Source organism: Chryseobacterium sp. FH2 (assembly GCF_001045455.1).
GTDB lineage: Bacteria > Bacteroidota > Bacteroidia > Flavobacteriales > Weeksellaceae > Chryseobacterium.
Genome location: NZ_LFNE01000001.1, coordinates 419702 through 438347, shown reverse-complemented (window position 1 = coordinate 438347; position 18646 = coordinate 419702). Strand labels below are relative to the sequence as shown.

At 34.8% G+C, this 18646-nt stretch carries 19 protein-coding genes; 10 read left to right on the top strand and 9 right to left on the bottom strand.

The genetic code is table 11. From position 1 onward, the window contains the following. Positions 1-26 precede the first annotated feature (26 nt). A complete protein-coding gene (locus tag ACM39_RS02185) occupies positions 27-884 on the top strand; it encodes a neutral zinc metallopeptidase (RefSeq protein ID WP_048509360.1) in 858 nt (285 codons plus the stop codon). 46 nt (positions 885-930) lie between these two features. On the opposite strand, the gene ACM39_RS02180 is transcribed toward ACM39_RS02185, so the two are convergent. Both ACM39_RS02180 and ACM39_RS18675 read right to left on the bottom strand, forming a co-directional pair. Beyond that, positions 931-1806 (bottom strand): GLPGLI family protein, encoded by an 876-nt coding sequence (locus ACM39_RS02180; protein WP_048509359.1) that lies wholly within the window; start codon positions 1804-1806, stop codon positions 931-933. Positions 1807-1815: 9 nt separating this feature from the next. Further along, positions 1816-2757, bottom strand: a complete 942-nt coding sequence (locus tag ACM39_RS18675) for a GLPGLI family protein (protein ID WP_053073286.1) — start codon at positions 2755-2757, stop codon at positions 1816-1818. Between the two features lie 198 nt (positions 2758-2955). Here ACM39_RS18675 and ACM39_RS02170 point away from each other — a divergent pair, with 198 nt between their 5' ends. From ACM39_RS02170 to sufD, 5 genes are all read left to right on the top strand, one after another. Continuing rightward, the gene (locus tag ACM39_RS02170) at positions 2956-3285 is read left to right on the top strand and encodes a HesB/IscA family protein (protein WP_048509358.1); all 330 of its coding nucleotides are present in this window, start codon (positions 2956-2958) and stop codon (positions 3283-3285) included. 77 nt (positions 3286-3362) lie between these two features. After that, entirely contained in the window at positions 3363-4811 is a 1449-nt protein-coding gene (gene sufB, locus ACM39_RS02165) for a Fe-S cluster assembly protein SufB (protein WP_048509357.1), read from the top strand. 192 nt (positions 4812-5003) lie between these two features. After that, positions 5004-5198: a hypothetical protein gene (locus tag ACM39_RS02160; protein WP_048509356.1), complete on the top strand. Its 195-nt coding sequence runs from the start codon at positions 5004-5006 to the stop codon at positions 5196-5198. Positions 5199-5216: 18 nt separating this feature from the next. Further along, complete coding sequence (sufC, locus tag ACM39_RS02155; protein ID WP_048509355.1) at positions 5217-5960, top strand: Fe-S cluster assembly ATPase SufC; 744 nt, start codon at positions 5217-5219, stop codon at positions 5958-5960. Between the two features lie 145 nt (positions 5961-6105). Then, complete coding sequence (sufD, locus tag ACM39_RS02150) at positions 6106-7413, top strand: Fe-S cluster assembly protein SufD (RefSeq protein ID WP_048509519.1); 1308 nt, start codon at positions 6106-6108, stop codon at positions 7411-7413. A gap of 67 nt (positions 7414-7480) precedes the next feature. On the opposite strand, the gene ACM39_RS02145 is transcribed toward sufD, so the two are convergent. After that, positions 7481-8407: a DUF3078 domain-containing protein gene (locus tag ACM39_RS02145; RefSeq protein WP_048509354.1), complete on the bottom strand. Its 927-nt coding sequence runs from the start codon at positions 8405-8407 to the stop codon at positions 7481-7483. A gap of 267 nt (positions 8408-8674) precedes the next feature. Between ACM39_RS02145 and ACM39_RS02140 the strand changes: the two genes are divergently transcribed. From ACM39_RS02140 to gdhA, 3 genes are all read left to right on the top strand, one after another. Continuing rightward, on the top strand, positions 8675-9442 hold the full coding sequence (locus tag ACM39_RS02140) for a rhomboid family intramembrane serine protease (RefSeq protein WP_048509353.1): 768 nt from the start codon (positions 8675-8677) through the stop codon (positions 9440-9442). A gap of 37 nt (positions 9443-9479) precedes the next feature. Continuing rightward, positions 9480-10589: a DNA-processing protein DprA gene (dprA, locus tag ACM39_RS02135; protein ID WP_048509352.1), complete on the top strand. Its 1110-nt coding sequence runs from the start codon at positions 9480-9482 to the stop codon at positions 10587-10589. Between the two features lie 190 nt (positions 10590-10779). Next, the gene (gene gdhA, locus ACM39_RS02130) at positions 10780-12138 is read left to right on the top strand and encodes an NADP-specific glutamate dehydrogenase (RefSeq protein ID WP_048509351.1); all 1359 of its coding nucleotides are present in this window, start codon (positions 10780-10782) and stop codon (positions 12136-12138) included. Positions 12139-12346: 208 nt separating this feature from the next. On the opposite strand, the gene ACM39_RS02125 is transcribed toward gdhA, so the two are convergent. After that, a complete protein-coding gene (locus tag ACM39_RS02125) occupies positions 12347-12628 on the bottom strand; it encodes a hypothetical protein (protein WP_131701392.1) in 282 nt (93 codons plus the stop codon). A gap of 117 nt (positions 12629-12745) precedes the next feature. Then, complete coding sequence (locus tag ACM39_RS02120; RefSeq protein WP_048509349.1) at positions 12746-13234, bottom strand: YkgJ family cysteine cluster protein; 489 nt, start codon at positions 13232-13234, stop codon at positions 12746-12748. A 231-nt stretch (positions 13235-13465) separates the two neighbouring features. Here ACM39_RS02120 and ACM39_RS02115 point away from each other — a divergent pair, with 231 nt between their 5' ends. Then, on the top strand, positions 13466-13846 hold the full coding sequence (locus ACM39_RS02115) for a group III truncated hemoglobin (protein ID WP_048509348.1): 381 nt from the start codon (positions 13466-13468) through the stop codon (positions 13844-13846). Between the two features lie 6 nt (positions 13847-13852). On the opposite strand, the gene ACM39_RS02110 is transcribed toward ACM39_RS02115, so the two are convergent. The 4 genes from ACM39_RS02110 to ACM39_RS02095 all read right to left on the bottom strand — a co-directional run bounded on the left by ACM39_RS02110 (position 13853) and on the right by ACM39_RS02095 (position 18638). Next, positions 13853-14923 (bottom strand): calcium:proton antiporter, encoded by a 1071-nt coding sequence (locus tag ACM39_RS02110; RefSeq protein WP_048509347.1) that lies wholly within the window; start codon positions 14921-14923, stop codon positions 13853-13855. 66 nt (positions 14924-14989) lie between these two features. Next, on the bottom strand, positions 14990-15331 hold the full coding sequence (locus tag ACM39_RS02105) for a DUF6122 family protein (RefSeq protein ID WP_048509346.1): 342 nt from the start codon (positions 15329-15331) through the stop codon (positions 14990-14992). 37 nt (positions 15332-15368) lie between these two features. Then, a complete protein-coding gene (locus tag ACM39_RS02100; protein ID WP_048509345.1) occupies positions 15369-16595 on the bottom strand; it encodes a hypothetical protein in 1227 nt (408 codons plus the stop codon). Next, positions 16596-18638 (bottom strand): hypothetical protein, encoded by a 2043-nt coding sequence (locus ACM39_RS02095; protein WP_048509344.1) that lies wholly within the window; start codon positions 18636-18638, stop codon positions 16596-16598. Positions 18639-18646: the final 8 nt, after the last annotated feature.

The following is an 18646-nucleotide window of genomic DNA, read 5'->3' as shown; positions in this document are numbered from 1 at the left end:
AATTTACATACAAAAAATTATTTTCTATGAAATGGACGGAAGACAGAAGCGGTAATGTAGAAGACAGACGAGGATCTGGCGGTGGCGGAGGAGCCATTGTAGGAGGCGGTTTGGGAACTCTTATTATTGCTGCAATCATATTTTTTCTTGGGGGCGACCCTTCATCTATCCTTTCTTCAGGAGGAGGAAGCAACTCTGCACCTACTGAACAAAGACAATTGAATGCTAACGAATTGAAGGTTCGTGAATTTGTACAAATGGTAACCGCAGAAAATGAACAAACTTGGACTAAAATTTTTGCAGATAACGGAATGCAATATCGTCCCGCAAAAGTAATTTTATTCGAAAACACAACACAATCAGGTTGCGGAACAGCACAATCTGCAATGGGTCCCTTTTATTGCCCTGCCGACCAAAGTGTTTATATGGATATGAGCTTTTTTAATGAACTTCAATCAAGATTCGGGGCACAAGTAACTGAGTTTACCATTGCTTATGTAATGGCTCACGAAATAGGACATCATGTGCAGACTCTTTTAGGAACAACACAGAAAGTAGATGCTTTAAGAAGAAGCGGAAAGTATTCTGAAGCTGATATGAACAGAGTTTCCGTTGCAACAGAATTACAGGCGGATTTTTATGCCGGAGTCTGGGCAAAACAAACTGATAACAGGGAACACATCTTAGAGCCCGGAGATATCGATGCAGCAATCGAAGCTGCAGAAGCAGTGGGCGATGATAATATCCAGAAAAGATCTCAGGGGTATGTCAACCAGGAAAGTTTTACACATGGCTCGTCTGCTCAGCGTAAAGAGTGGTTTATGAAAGGTTATAATACCGGAGACATCAGACAAGGAGATACTTTTAATCAACTTTTAAAATAAGTCATACAAATTAAAAACCCCCGAAGAAATCTTCAGGGGTTCTTTTTTATTTTAATTCAATTGGGTTGCTGTTATTTTTTGCCTCTTCCTTTACTCTGTCTTCCATTCTTTTCCTGAAATCTCCGGAATTTCCGCCTCCACGGTTTCCTCCGCCGCCTCCACCTCTTGGAGCAGCAATTCCTCCGCCAGCGGCAATTCTAGTTTGGGAAAATCCCCCGCCTCCGCCTTGGTTCATAAAGGACACCGGATCAGTTTTAAATTTTTCCTGTTGTTTTACAAAATCTGTTCTTTTTACTTTAATGGTATTACCAAATTGGTTTAAAGCAGGAAGTTCAGCAATTTTATAGTTTTTCATTAAATCAAAAGAATACTCTCCTTTGTCATCTTCCACTTTCACAATTAGCCCCGGCAGCCCTCCGAATTTATAAGGGCCATCCTGATAAGGTAAATCTGTGGTAAACCAAGCCGTCCATTTTCTTCCTCCGAAATCAGTTTCAGCCTTTTGAACTTTATAATCACCAATTTTCATCGTTTCAGACGAAATCTTCCAATTCAATGGCCTGTCTTCTTCGTATGAATAAATATCTCTTCCTAATCTGTCCTTAAAGAATGTTTTTTGATTGGTTTTATCTTTTTCTACCGAGTAGTTGATGTTCGATCTTAAACTTTCCATCTGATCTCGGTTGAAACCTCTTCCTCCTCCACTCTGAAAGTTTTGCTGCATGATAGAATCTCTTTTGAATCTGTTTTCAGAATAAAAAAGTGATTTTTCCGGTGAAATATCGAGATAGGCATTCTCGGTTTTTACACTATTTTTATCAGATGCATCTGGTTTCATCGTAACCTGATACACAAATCTGTTAGCCTGTGCAAAAGCCGTGTGCACGAATAAAGCTAAAATTAGAATTCCTATTTTTTTCATTATTTATTTTTATTTTAATTCTATTGGATTTTGGTTCCCTAAACTTTGAAAAGAAACATTTCCTAAGCCTGCATTTGGCACCGATGGGGCCATTCCCCCTTCATTTCCTCCGGGAGGCATTCCTCTTCTTCCGCCCATATGACCGTCGCCACCCATTCCGCCACCATGCATCCCTCCTCCTCGTCTACCACCACCAGAGCTCATTTGTCTTTCGTTTCCTGAAAATGCTTTTTTATTTTTGCTCATTTCAAGCTCCAATGCTGCTTTATCTCCGTGAAAATCAACTCTTGTACTCAATTTCGCATCTGAGCTTACAGACTCTTCAAAAGAATTTTTAATTATTATTTTTTTAACAAGGTCAAATTTATAATCTCCTTTGTCATCCTCCAGCTTTACAATCAGCCCCGGAAGCCCTGAAAATTTATATGGGCCGTCAGAAACATTAATATCTTTTGTGAACCAGGCCGTCCAGATTCTTCCCCCGAAATTCGCAACTGCTTTTTGAGCAGAATAACCATTTTGTTTTTCCGTAACATTTGTGATTTCCCATTTCAAAGGTCTGTCTTCCTGATAATAAATTTGCTTATCAAACACTTTATCGTAATAGTAAATTTTTTGTTCAGGAATATTTTTAATGATAAAATATTCAAAAAAAGTAGGCTCAATATGTTTTTTTCCTCCCAATTTTGAAAAATCTTTCTCCCCTTTTTTATTTTCCTTTTTTTCTTCCGGTTTAAAAGAAGCAAGTAAAGAATCTTTTATCAATCTATTTTCGCTAATAAACAAAGATTGGTTCCCTTTGACGTCCAAAAACGTTTTTTCGTTTTTCAGGCTCACCAGATTAATAGAATCTGGATTGACAGAAGTTTCATACACGTATCTCACAGTCTGCCCGTAAGCTGCTGCTGTTATTAAAAATAATGCAAAAAAAGCAAGTAATTTATTTCTCATTGTTATTCTTATAGATAAAAAATACTTTTCAAAGTTAAATCAAAAACAGAATCACCATATTTGCAAAAGATAATTTATATAATTTTTAACACCTTCAAGAATGTCTATAAGTAAAATCGATAAAATAGACATCATCAATTTGAGATTGCGGAAATTAGTTCGTATTTTTGCAAGATTAAATCATTCTAAATAAATACAATGATAAAAGTATCAGATCAAGCAAAAGCAAAAGCCATCCAACTGATGACAGAAGATGGTTTTAAACCTTTTGAAGACTATATAAGAGTGGGCGTAAAAAGCGGGGGATGTTCTGGTTTAGAATATGTTTTGAAGTTTGACAACGAAAAGACAGACACAGATCAGGTTTTTGAAGACAATGACATTAAAATTATTGTAGATAAAAAGTCTATCCTCTATTTGGCAGGAACAGTTCTTGAGTATTCAGGAGGTTTGAACGGGAAAGGATTTATTTTTAATAATCCTAATGCATCCAGAACGTGTGGTTGTGGAGAGAGTTTTTCTTTATAATTAGAAATTAGAAATAGAGATTAGGATAGCATATCGCGAAAACTAGCTTCTAAATCTAATATCTAAAATCTATTAAAATGAGTAAATATACTGAAGACGACTTAAGAGTCGATTTAGAAAATAAAAAATACGAATTCGGCTGGGAAACGAAGATTGATTATGAAGACTTCCCAACCGGCTTAAATGAAGACATCGTCCGTGCGATCTCCGCTAAAAAAGAGGAACCCGAATGGATGACAGAATGGCGTTTGGAGTCTTTCAGGATTTGGAAAAAAATGGTAGAACCTACTTGGGCAAACATCAAGTATGAAAAACCGGATTTCCAGGCGATTAAATATTATGCAGCTCCAAAAGCAAAACCTGAATTAGAAAGTTTAGATGAGGTAGATCCTGAGTTATTAAAAACTTTTGCAAAATTAGGAATCAATATAGAAGAGCAAAAAAGGCTTTCAGGAGTTGCGGTAGATATCGTAATAGATTCAGTTTCTGTAAAGACGACTTTTCAGGAAACTTTAATGGAAAAAGGAATTATTTTCTGTTCCATTTCTGAAGCTATCAAAAATCACCCTGATTTAGTAAGAAAATATCTCGGGAAAGTAGTCCCTAGAGGTGATAATTTTTATGCAGCATTAAATTCCGCGGTATTTTCTGACGGAAGTTTCTGCTATATTCCAAAAGGCGTGAGATGTCCAATGGAACTTTCAACCTATTTCCGTATTAATCAGGCAGGAACAGGGCAGTTTGAAAGAACTCTCGTTATTGCTGATGAAGGAAGTTACGTTTCTTATCTTGAGGGATGTACAGCTCCGTCAAGAGACGAAAATCAGCTTCACGCGGCAGTTGTTGAATTGATCGCGATGGATAATGCCGAAATTAAATATTCAACAGTTCAAAACTGGTATCCGGGAAATGAAGAAGGAAAAGGTGGAGTTTTCAACTTTGTAACGAAAAGAGGACTTTGTGAAAGAAAAGCAAAAATCTCTTGGACACAAGTGGAAACAGGTTCTGCCGTAACCTGGAAATATCCATCCTGTATCTTAAAAGGAGACGGCTCTATCGGAGAGTTCTACTCTATCGCAGTGACAAACAATCACCAATATGCAGATACGGGAACAAAAATGATCCACATCGGGAAAAACACGAAGTCAACGATTATTTCTAAAGGTATTTCTGCCGGAAAATCTCAAAATTCATACAGAGGTTTGGTGAAAGTAATGCCAACTGCAAAAGGAGCGAGAAACTTCTCTCAGTGTGATTCCTTACTGATGGGTAACGAATGCGGAGCGCACACTTTCCCTTATATTGAAATCAAAGATCCGACAGCCCAATTGGAACACGAAGCAACAACTTCAAAAATCGGGGAAGACCAGATTTTTTATTGTAACCAGAGAGGTATTGATACAGAAAGAGCAATTGCATTGATAGTGAACGGGTTCAGTAAAGAAGTTTTAAATAAGCTTCCAATGGAATTTGCTATTGAGGCTCAAAAATTATTGGAAATTTCATTAGAGGGATCTGTTGGATAACATAATTATGGAAGTTACGGAAAGAGAATACATTCAACAAAATGCTTGAACATTGGGATAAATATAATTTCGGAGGATGGGCTGTTATAGCAAAAGAAAATCAAGAAAGCATTGTTGTTTTGGAGGGCTAAGCTATAAAATGTATGGAGATAAAAAAAAATTAAATCTCGGGTATCGATTTTCTCCAGAAGCTTGGGGAAAAGAATTTACAAAGAAATTATAGACTTAGGATTTAACAATATTGATAAAGGAGAAATATTCGGAGTTGCCCGTCCTGATAATATTGCTTCTGTTAAAGTATTAGAAAAGGCAGGAATTGATTCAATTGGAAAGCTTAATGATGTTCCCAATCAGCCTGAAAGTTTAGTATATAAAATTCAAAAATAATTTGTTTAGCAAATAAAAATGTTAGAAATAAAAAACTTGCACGCCAAAATTGAAGATGGCGCAGAAATTTTAAAAGGTATCAATCTTGAAATAAAACCGGGCGAAGTACATGCTATTATGGGACCGAACGGCGCTGGAAAATCTACTCTTTCATCTGTAATCGCAGGGAAAGAAGATTATGAAGTAACAGACGGAGAAATTATTTTCGGTGGAGACAACATCATTGAAGATGCTCCGGAGGAAAGAGCTCACAAAGGAATTTTCCTTTCCTTTCAATATCCGGTAGAAATCCCGGGGGTTTCTGTAACAAACTTCATCAAAGCTGCTTTGAACGAAAACAGAAAAGCAAATGGATTGACAGAAATGCCGGCAAAAGAAATGCTTGCCTTGATCCGCGAGAAGTCTGAGCAATTAGGAATCAAAAAAGATTTCCTTTCAAGATCATTAAACGAAGGATTTTCCGGAGGTGAAAAGAAAAGAAACGAGATTTTCCAGATGATGATGCTTAATCCCAAACTGGCTATTCTTGATGAAACAGATTCGGGATTAGACATTGATGCTTTAAGAATCGTTGCTGATGGTGTAAATGCATTTAAAAATGAAGGAAATGCGGTTCTTTTGATTACTCACTATCAAAGATTGCTTAATTATATTCAACCTGACTATGTTCATGTTTTAGCAAATGGAAAAATCATCAAAACCGGTGATAAGTCTCTTGCTTTAGAGCTTGAAGAAAAAGGGTACGATTGGCTCCTTAATTAACGAGGGACCAAACATGTCATTCTGAATAAGTCGAAGTGAAGTGGAAAGCTTAATTCAAGAATGGTAAAAAACGGGAAAATCCGTACATATTGAAACAATTTTATTTTAAAAATATAAATAAGCTGTGATGGCCGAAATATCAGTAATGGCTTTATACGAACAAATTACAGAAAACCATAGCAAATTTTTGGAGACTCTTAGTCATAAATTTTTAGACGAGGACAGAAAAGCCGCTCTTCAAAGATTCGAAAGCGTTGGTTTTCCGACGAAAAAAGACGAAGAATATAAATATACCAATCTAAGAGAGATTACTGAAAAAGGGTATAATTTTTTCCCAAAAGAGGGTCACAATATCACGAAGGAGCAGCTGGAACAACTGCATCTTGGTGAAGAAAATTTTGACTGGATCACTTTTGTGAATGGTAAACTTCGCAAAGAACTATCAAACGTGTCTATCGAAAACGTTGAATTTTTATCCTTCAACTATGCCTTGAACGATGATAACCATAAAGATGTTTTTGATAAATATTTTAATACAATCGCTTCTAAGGATTCTGCTTTTACAAATTTGAACCAGGCTTACTGCAAGTACGGCTTCTTTTTGAAGGTTCCTAAAAATGTAGTGATTGAAAAACCAATACACGTCTTCTATATTTCTCAAAATCAGGAAGAAAACACTTTCTATAACACGAGAAATTTATTAATCGTAGAAGAAGGAGCAAAAGTGGAAATCATTGAGAGTCACCACAATTTTGACAGCACATATGTGCTGACAAATTCCGTGACAGAAATTTTTACATATCCAAATGCAAAAGCAGATTGGCATAAACTCCAAAATGATAACGATACGTCTTATTTGATTGACAGTACTTTCGCAAAACAGGAAAAAGACAGCTTAACGACTGTGAACACTTTTTCTTTCGGAGGAAAACTGGTAAGAAACAATCTTGATTTTATTCAAAATGGATCAAATATCAATTCATTTATGAACGGAATCACAATCATCGGAAAAGATCAATTGGTAGACCACCATACGGCAGTGCACCACAATCAACCGAACTGTGAAAGTTATCAAAATTACAAAGGCATTTATAGTGGAAATTCTCACGGGGTTTTCAACGGGAAAGTTTTTGTAGATAAGATTGCTCAGAAGACGAATGCTTATCAACAAAATAACAATGTTTTATTAAGCGAAGGAGCAACTATCGATACAAAACCTCAATTGGAGATTTTTGCAGACGACGTGAAGTGTTCTCACGGCTGTACAGTTGGTCAGCTGAACGAAGATGCTCTGTTCTATTTAAGAGCCAGAGGTATTTCTAAAAAAGAAGCCCAGGCTTTACTGTTGTACGCTTTTGCTAACGATGCAATGCAGAATATTGACATCGAGCCTTTAAAAGAAAAAATTTCGAAGCTTCTGGCTGAGAAATTAGAAGTTGATATAGAGTTTTAACAATATATAATTGATAATAAATAAGCACTTCAAGTTGAAGTGCTTTTTATTTTTAAAGTGGAAAAAACTATTTTTTAAGCCACCACTGACTGTCCTTTCTGTCAGAGCGTTTTACACCATTATCCAAAGTATAGGCAAAACCAATTCCTAATGTCTGTTTCAGCTGTGTTTTCTGAATCTGATTGTGATCATACAAAACATCCACCGTTATGTTTGAAGAGATAAATTTGTTTACTTTCAAATTTAAAATAGCTCCATAGGCGAGAACTAATCTTTCAGGATGATCAATATAATTTGAAAATACCGAAGCTGTATTAGTCAAATGCACATTTTCCATGAGTTTAATCTTGTAATAAGCTGTTCCCAAGAAACCGAACTGCAATAATGAATTATCGCCATCAGCCTTTAAACCATACGTTCCTGCAGTTTGAAGCTCTTTATCCAAAACAAATGTCCATCTGGCGTTGACAGGTCGTAACGTAACATTTATATCATCACTCGGCCTGTATGTAATCCCCAAACCAATATTAAAGTATCCAGGAGCCATGAAATTTGAAATTTTCTTTGCAGAAGGATTATTTCCGTCTTCATATCCGGCAGAAAATTGCGACTGAAATCCTATACCTCCAGAAAAATACCAGCTTTTAGAAAACTGCCTCCCATAGTTTGTGGAAACATTCAATACATCCTGAGTCTTTCTTGTTCCCAAACCTTTTGTATTATTTTGTCCATAACCCAGAATAATGATATTTTCCCAAAGATCCTTGCCTTTTTCATATGTAATGTTGTAATTTGCTCCTGCAAGCCAGCCAATATTATTAGCTCCACCTCCAACCCAGTTAGAAAAAGCTGCCTGATTAATCATTAATGAATTCTTCCCTAAAACTGACCAGTGTTTTACCGTGTCTACAACTACAGAATCTTTCTCTATTTTTTCCTGTGCATATACAAAAATCCCCATAGAAATGGAGATAAACAATAAAAACTTCTTCATAAATTAATATTTTACATTACAAAAGTATAAATATAATTTTTCTTTAACCCAAACCTCTCCTTTTGTAATATTAAACTTTTTTTAACCTACTAAAAACAAGCCAGTTTAATAGAATACGATGTCAAAATTTTGAATAAATCTATAAACCTGATGAAAATCATTACCTTTTGTCTTAAATAAAATTGAAGAGATAAAAATCATCGCCAAATTTTCCGAAATTTATGATTGGCTTTCGTTTTGCGATTTCCATTACTCATAAATAAAAATATGTTTAAAAATGTAATTTCCAAAAGAGCTATCACTTATCCTTTGCTGATGCTTGCTGCAATGTGGTTCGGATACTTTTTACAGATGCACGGCTTTTTTGGCAGTTGCTTTGGGGCAATCATTCCTTTATTACCAGAAGGTTTACTTGGTGTGATTACCTCTCCCCTTTTACATGGAAATATCGATCATATCATAGGAAATTCTATTCCAATTGCCATTTTGATGTTCCTTTTATATCAATTTTATCCTCTCGTTGCCAATAAAGTATTTATTATAGGATGGCTGGCTACAGGTTTATTAGTTTGGCTTTTGCCTCCTGTTGATATTCTTACAGGTCAATATATGTACACCTGTACTATCGGTGCCAGTGGTGTGGTCTATGTTCTAGCCTTTTACCTATTCTTTAGCGGAGTTTTTAAATGGAATACAAAACTTCTTACCATATCGATGCTTGTTGTTTTATATTACGGCAGTTTGATTTGGGGAATGTTTCCCGAAGAGCTTTTTTATAATCTCCACGAGCCCAGTAAAATTTCTTGGCAGGCTCACCTCTCCGGTGCCGTTGTAGGAAGTATTATTGCTTTTGCTTTTAAAAATATCGGCGAAAAAAAGAAGAGATATATCTGGGAATTTCCGAATTATTACAATGAAAAAGATGATAAACTTTGGCAGGAATACAAAGAAAATCACCCGGAAGATTTCTTAGAATTACCTTATAAAAAAAGAGATGATATTTGGGATCATTTGGACGAATTAAGAGGAAAATAAAACTTTATTTATTACATTTGTTCAAAACAAAACACAAATGTATTCTGAAGAATATCTATACTCAATTGCTTTGCGCGAGTGCAATCTCATTGGAGACATCAATTTCCATAAACTTGTAAGGGCATTTGGAAGTGCAAAACAAGTCTGGCAAAACGCTAAAAAAGAATATAGCAAAGTAGATGGAATCGGAAGAAAAACAGTCTTCGATATTGGCAATACAGAACATTTAAAATTTGCAGAAAATGAATTATTTTTTTGTGAAAAGAATAATATTAAAATCAATTTAAGGCATCTCGGGGATTTTCCTTCCTTGCTTAAAGAATGTGATGATGCTCCTGCAATTATATACCAAAAGGGAACCTTCAATAATTCTTTGAATACGGTGAGCATTGTGGGAACACGAAATATCACCCCCTATGGTAAAAAGTTTATCTACGACTTCTTTGAAGAAAGTCAATATTCCGATTTTATTTCAATTAGCGGTCTGGCATTAGGAGTCGACAAGGAAGTTCATGAGCAGTCTGTTCATTATCAGATTCCTACAGTTGGAGTTTTAGCACATGGTTTTCACACTTTATATCCTGCAAAAAATAAAAAGCTGGCTGAAAAAATCCTGCAAAATAAAGGAGCTCTATTCACTGAATTTAATTCTTCCCAAAAACCGGACAGGGAAAATTTCATTCAAAGAAATAGAATTGTTGCAGGAATTTCTCCTTCTACGGTTGTCGTGGAAACAGCTTTCGGAGGAGGTTCTATCAGTACGGCAACTTTCGCCAACAGCTATAATAGAGAAGTTTTTGCACTTCCCGGAAAAATAACAGATAAATATAGCCAAGGCTGTAATCAGCTTATTTTCCAGAACAGGGCAACAGCAATTTCTACCATCAAAGACCTTACAGATTTACTTGGATTTAACAACCCGAAAGACAAAATTGAAGAATTATTTCCTCAAAGTGAAAACACAATACAACTTTCTGATAATCAAGAATTAATATATAAATCCATATTTAACAATCCACAGATTTCATTAGATGATTTGACTGATAAAATTGCCCTTCCTTCCCACAAAATTTTACCAATAATTTTGGAGTTGGAACTTTTGGGGAAAGTAAAATCATTTTCCGGGAGACAATTTTTAGCAATTTAAGAATTAACGATTTCTTAATATTGCATTATTTCAGACATAACATTTAATTTTTAATAAAATTTAATCACAAATTATTAATTTAATAATATTTCGAAACATTATTATTAAATTTTCAGCAATGTTTAAATAAGGTATTGTGAATTTTGAAAAAAAAATTAAATTTGTTGACAATAATATTCAACCTTAATATATGGAACAATATAATATTGACCAGAAAATCCAAGAGTTTATTGCAAAAATTGAGGCAAAAAACCCGAATGAACCGGAATTTTTACAAGCAGTAAAAGAAGTAGCAGTCACTGTGATTCCGTTTATCATGACCAAAAAGGAATATACAGGAATGAAGCTTCTAGAAAGAATGGCTGAAGCTGAGAGAATCATTATTTTCAGAGTTCCGTGGGTTGATGACAAAGGCGAAATTCAAGTAAACAGAGGTTTCAGAATTCAGATGAACTCTGCAATCGGACCATACAAAGGAGGAATCCGTTTCCATCCTACCGTGAACCTTTCGGTTCTTAAATTCTTAGCTTTCGAGCAGGTATTCAAAAACTCTCTGACAACCCTTCCAATGGGTGGTGGTAAAGGAGGTTCAGATTTTGACCCGCAAGGTAAATCTGATATGGAAGTAATGCGTTTTTGCCAAGCTTTCATGACAGAATTATGTAAGCATATCGGTCCTGAGACAGACGTTCCTGCAGGAGACATCGGTGTTGGTGCAAGAGAGATCGGATATTTATTCGGACAATACAAAAAAATCAGAAATGAGTTTACAGGAGTACTGACAGGTAAAGGTCTTGCTTACGGAGGCTCACTTATCCGTCCTGAAGCTACAGGATACGGAGTTGTTTATTTCGCTGAGCAAATGTTAAAAACTATCGGACAAACTTTCAAAGATAAAACGGTAACAGTTTCAGGTTTCGGAAACGTAGCTTGGGGAGTTATCAAAAAAGTGTCTGAACTGGGAGGAAAGGTAGTGACTCTTTCCGGACCGGATGGATATATCTATGATAAAGACGGTATAGACGGAGAAAAAATTGATTATTTATTAGAATTAAGATCTTCAGGAAACAACAGAGCTGAAGATTATGCTAAAAAATATCCTTCTGCGGAATTCCACGCCGGAAAACGCCCTTGGGAAGTGAAATGTGATGTTGCCATCCCTTCTGCAACTCAAAACGAATTAGATTTGGAAGATGCAAAATCATTGGTTGAAAACGGCTGCCTTTGTGTAACTGAAGCAGCAAATATGCCTTCAACACTAGACGCAATCAATTATTTCCTAGACAACAAAGTATTGTTCTCTCCTGGCAAAGCATCTAATGCGGGTGGCGTAGCTACCTCAGGCTTGGAAATGACTCAGAACTCTATCCGTCTAAACTGGACATCTGAAGAAGTAGATGCAAGATTAAAGGAAATCATGATTGGAATCCATAAAGCTTGTAGAGACTATGGAAAAGAGGAAGATGGCTATGTAAACTACGTAAAAGGCGCAAATATCGCCGGATTCGTAAAAGTTGCAGAAGCAATGTTAGCTCAGGGTGTAGTATAAAAATATAAAGGTTGGGAAAATTCCCGGCCTTTTTTGTTATAGCCTGTTCCCGGGGCAATAATAGGGAAAAAAGTAAAAAGTGAAAGGAGAAAGCGTTGATTATTCAGCGCTTTTTTATTTTTTAATATCGGAACTAGTTTATTCTGTTATAAAAAATCCTGAAACATTACATTTCAGGATTTCCATTTCTACTTTTTAAAAAAAGGACTTACTTTTTATTTTTTTTCTTCGCCTTCTTCTCTTCTTTCGTTGCATCTTGAGGCGCTGTAGCATTCAGTGTTGTATCTGCAGTAGCTGTTGAGCTGTAAGCAGACGCATCTACTGTCGCTGTATTTTGTGTCGCTCCAGCATTCGGATCTGTTGCTGACTGATTCTGTTCATTTTGAGTTGTCTGGTTAGTGGTGTCTGTAGATTTTTGAGTTGTTTCCTGTGCCGATACTGTGATTACTCCGACTAATGAGAACGCTGCAGTTAAAATTAACTTTTTCATAATAATATAATATTTTAAATGATTGTTTAAATTAAACGGCATATTTTATATTTAATTATATGTAAGATTCTTATTTAACGTACTTTATAATTTTTTAAGACGATTTAGGATTATAATTTATTTTTCTAAATTCTTCATAATTTTTTCTACAAATACGAATGCAGCAGGACAAATTACCGTATTTTTTATCATTAAATTATTTATCTGATATATCTTTTTCCGGTCTGTATGGGGGTATTCCCTGCAAGCTTTTGGGCGAACGTCATAGATAGAGCAAGTATTGTCATTATTCAAAAAGAAGCATGGAAGATTCTGTAAGACTTTGTCGTTATCCTCATCCACACGAAGGAATTTAACCTCAAAATCTGCAGGTTTCATACGAAGATGTCTGGCAATACGCTCAATATCTTTTTCCGTATATAGAGGTCCCGTAGTTTTACAGCAGTTTGCGCATTGCAGGCAGTCTATTTCTTCAAAAACCTTATCATGCGTTTCCTGCACCATATAATCAAGATTTTTAGGCGGTTTTTTCTTCAATCCGTCTAAAAACTTTCTATGTTCTTTCTGCTTTTGTAAAGCCTGTTTTTTATATGATTCTAAATTCATTTATTTTTAATCCACTAAGGCATCTCCACAGCCTTACATTCATTAATTTTATCCTAATCCGGTACTGTAGGGTTATTTATCTTTTGACAGGCTCTATTCTAAAAACCTTTGCCTTTTCTTAAACCCTCTGTTTATGTTGAAACCCGACATGCAAAGATAAAATATTGTTTTCATGAAATTTATCAAGTTCACGATTGAATTTTTCAATTGATTTTACGCTAAATTTGGAGTATGAAAAAATTGGAAACACGAGAAGACATTGAGCGTCTTGTCAATTCATTTTATGCTAAAGTAGTTAAGGATGAGACTATTGGATTCTTCTTTAAAGATGTTGCCAAAGTGGATTGGGACAAGCATCTTCCTAAAATGTATTCTTTTTGGGAAACAATTCTTTTCGGGCAAATGACGTATAAAGGCAATCCAATGGGAGCACATTTTCCCATCAATGAAATTCAGGCTATGGAACAAAAACATTTTGAAAGATGGCTTGAAATGTGGCGAATAACCATTGAAGAAAACTTCGCAGGTGAAAACGCAGATATGGCCATTTCAAAATCTGAAAACATTGCCAAACTGATGGCTTTTAAAATGGATTTAGCAAGAAGACTTTAATCTCAGCTACGGAACAATTACCGTAAAAATATACGCCGCAAGATTGACCAGCAGAACCGTTCCGTAAAGAACATTTGTTTTTCCCCTGCTTAAAGAAAGCATTACAATAAATACTGAAAGTGAAAGTAAGATGATATCTTTTTTGTCCAATCCCAAAACCAAAGGGATATCATACGTAATACAAACCACAGAAACCGCTGGAATTGTCAATCCAATACTTGCTAAAGCAGAACCTAAAGCGAGGTTCAGACTAGACTGTATCTGGTTGCTTTTGGCAGCTCTGATTGCCGCCACGCCTTCAGGAAGTAAAACTACCGCTGCGATAATTACTCCAACCAAAGATTTCGGAGCACCCAACCCTCTTACCATATCTTCAATCGTTGTAGAAAGACCTTTTGCCATCATTACGACAATAGCCAGACAGATAACCAGAAAAACAAAGCTGATAAGAGTTTTTGTTAAAGAAGGAATATAATGTTCTTCAGGATGTTCATCAGGAACAATGAAGTAACTTCTGTGCCGTACGGTCTGAACCATTAGAAATATCCCATAAATTACCAAACAGGCAATAGAAACAAATACCAATTGGGCCTGATTATAAAACGGCCCGTTAACACTTGAGGTAAAATTAGGAAGAATCAGCGTAAACACCAGAATAGAAATAATACTTACTAAATATGTCGTAGCAGATGTTCTGGCAAAAAACTGTTCGTGATACTTTACTCCTCCTACCAAAATACAGATGCCTAAAATACCGTTCAAAATAAGCATTACTGCAGCAAAAATAGTATCTCTGGCCAGCGTGATTGCCTGATCCCCACCAGCAACCATTAGTGAGATAATCAACGCCACTTCAATAATCGTAATACAAAGAGCTAAAATAATTGTTCCAAAAGGTTCTCCTACTTTATGGGCAACCACTTCAGCATGATGGACTGCCGATAATACGCTACCGGTAAGTAAAATTCCGGCAACAACATCATAAACAACCCCGCCTCCTATCAATCCGGAAAAGTAGTAAACTACCGCCAGGACAGGAAAAATATACGTATAATGTAAAAGTTCTTTTAATTTCATAAAGCGACTACAAAATACAAAAAACCTATGGTTTTTACAATTTCAAAAGAAAATATTAATAGCTTTTTAATAATGCCAGCAATAAAAGTCCTGTAAATCAGTCAACATATGAAAAAGCAGGCCAATACCCACAATCCTAGTATTTCCTTTAAAAAATAGCATCAAAAAATACACCGCAATTGCATAATAGGAATGTAAAAAGTGAAACCCTACACTTCCCCTATTGGGATCAAAAATCGGATGGGCAAATAAATGATCTAAATCTACCAGCATCGTTGCCAAAAAAATGAAATAAACCTTTTGCCACTTTTCACGATAAAAAATCAATGCGATAAAAACAGGAAAAACCAAATGCAGGAAATAATGTATACATGGTTTTAGCCAAATTGCAGTTTCGGAGGAAATCATAAAACTATTCTTTTCAGATTATAAGAACTTTTAATTTTCACCTTAAAATCAAAGGTAAATCTCCTTTCTTTCCTTTTATTCTCACATAATAATCCTGTCCTCTGTTTCCATAAAAAATATAATCAACAGCAGAAATTATTTTCTTTTCTGCCACATTTAAAATATTGAATGAAGATAAAAGCGAATCATTATTTCTTACAAAAATATAATTTTCGTTTAGTTTTTGAGACAACGGAACTGGTTTTCTCATAGATTTAATTTCAAAACCATCTTTTATTTTGCTGATATTATTGGGCTGAAACGGGATAATCGTAAATTGATTCTGAGCATTAATCCACTTTTTATGTTGGAAATATTCCCACGTTTTGCCGGGATTGGAACTTTGAAGGGAAATACTATAATTTGGCTGAATAATTTTCTGAAAGCTCTTTTTTTCAATTTCATTAAAATTATCATCATAGCCGTAAGTTATGATTGTATAGCTTACCTGCTCTAAATCGGAAGTTAATTTGAAATAATTAATTTGAGAAGAATCCGAAATACTTTTATCAAAAAATCCAGCATAATTTTTTATATTTTTAGCATCTAATTCTATATCCGAAAACCGGACTTTTCTCTCTAACATATCAATAAGTGAAGTAAAATCAATTGATTTTGAACTGTTTTTTATCTCAATATCACCATGATTCAGCTCAATAGAAAAATTCTGAATTTTCTCTCCGGAAATGAAAGAAATACTCCCGGAAGTATTATCAATATATTGATCAGCACTGTAAACCGTCCTTTGAGAAAACTGCAAAAACAAACGGTTTATATTTTCAAAGGCTGAAGCAGAGGTTCCCACAATACAGTTCTGGCCTTCTATTTTAATAAAAAAATTATCTTTTTGAAAAAGGTTTTCACCTTCGTTTACAAACTTTTCCTGCTTTAAAAACGACAGAAATGCCTGCTTATCTTTAATCTCAAAAATACTATACCAATCTGAAAATTTGGTATCTTTAATGTGAAACACCTGCAAAAAATCAGGAATTTTCAACCCCGATTTTTTTATAGAAATCTTATTTTTTCCACCTCTAAACCATTGCGAAGGATGAAAGGCAAGAGCACAGATGTATTGTCTCGTAACATTTTTCACATCAACCAAAATTACCACATCTGCATTTTTCGGAACAAATTTTAAAGTTTTGTCTTTATGATAAAACACAAAATAGAAAGCTGTTGCAATGAGAAAAACAGCCGTGACAAAAAGTTTTTTGCGGTTCATTTATAGAATTTGCTGTTTTTTTTCAGATTCTTTGATTTTAAAAATTTCGTCAAACAAATCGAAGAAATACATCAGGCTGTTTTCGGAAGAATTTTTAATATTATAATTCATTTCTGTTTCTATTCTCTCTCCTTTTACTTCTGTTTTAAAGTACATTTCACCAACATTCTTTCTGAATAGATCCAGGATTTTTCTTTCCGAGATACTGTTGAATTCCTTTTCCAGACCAATTAATAGTTTCTGTGCATCAAACCTTCCTGACATAGGATATTTATATGAATCTTTCGCCCATTGTCTGGAAATTTCAGATTGTTTTTTAGGCAGTACATTGTCTGTTGATGTTGTAAGATAAACCAATCCGTCTTTTACCGTAAAGAATAATTGATCTAAATATCCGTCTTTGGCTTTATCATCTTTAAAAGAATAAAAATCTCCATTCTTAGTAAAGCTTTTAGCTGTTTTTTTGTTTGTTATCAATAAATTGAAAACACGGTTCCAATAGCCTTCATTTTCGGTTGCAAAAGCAAAAGTAAAATTTGGAACCATTACTTCTTTTGTTTTTTTTACTTCTTTTTCATTATAATCATCATCGTAGTCATAGTCTGTATATTCTACTGTTTTAGATTTCAGTTCATTTAAAACAAAAATTCCGTTTCCCCGTGCGACTTTGGCAATGGCTTTTTCATCAAGAACAATCTTCATGGTTTCCATCATCAGTTCCACTTCCTTTTGGTAATCACCTTCTCCGGAGTCTTTAAGCATACTGTAGAGAATATCAAAATATTTGCTACTATCTACATTGATAACATAATATCCAATGCTTTTATCATTGATAAGCGATGATAGTTTTTTATTTTTCCGGCCTTTATACACCTCTGAAAAACTTTTTTGAACTTCAGGATCTTTATGCTGATAACTGTTGACCAGTTTTACCTTATCATTATCAAAATACAGGTTGTATGAAGAGGTTGAATTGTATGCCTTATTGAAAATCTGCCCAAATCCGTAATGCTTCATCATTTTGCCATAAATCCCGTCTGCAACGATTCTTCCGTAATCCGTGTAGACAAAAACGTCGGAATTTACATCTCGGAAAGCTGTCATGCCTTTAGTCGGTTCTATTTCTAAATTTGAACTGAAATATATATCAAACCGCTCCTCTGCAATCTTCTTTACAACTTTGAATTTTTCAATCTTTATAGAATCCAATTCTTTTTGATAAGCTAAATCTTCTTCTGTCTCATCCTCAAAACTTTTATCTTTAAGAGGTGGCAAAATTTCACTGTTATTGCCGGAATATTCTTTATCTGTAGCATTGATATCTTTCTTTTCTTTTGGATATTGATGATGTTTTTCCAGATATTTGATATCCTTTTGCTTTCTTGCAATTTCAGCATTATTATTCTGTATGCTTTCTTTTAAATATTTAATATCATCTTTCAGATATCCTATCTCTTCTTTATAATCAAAAGGTTTTTCCGGTTCTTCTGTATAAACGCTGTCAACAGCAACGGCCGCACTGTCAGCAACAATACTATCTGATATGGCGGCGTCTTCCCAGATATCTTTAGAATGTTTATTATAATTTATCATGCTGAGAATAGCGCGATCTTCGTTCCACGCAACAAAAATATCATCATCTATATCAATGTAAGAATAATTGTTTTTCTTAGAAATTTCCAATCCTTTTTTCTTTGTGGAATTAATGAATTCCTGAAATTTTTCTCTATTATCTAAAATAAAGTGGGCTGTATACACCTGTACAGAATCGTTGAAAGTAGCATAATGATATTGAGTCGCATCATATTTGATTCCTGTTTTAGAATAGTCTGTCCATGAAGGTTTTTCTTTGCCTTTTTTAGCCACTTCCTGCAAAAAAGGATTGAATTTCTGCCAATTAATTTTTTTATTAAGCTGTTTTCCGTTGATTTCCATATAAAATGCAACATCATTGGGAATTCTCATTTTTTGTTGTGCAAAAACAAACATACAACCCAAAAGTAGAAGGGCAATCGTTTGGGTCTTTTGTAAAATAGATTTCATGGTTTAGA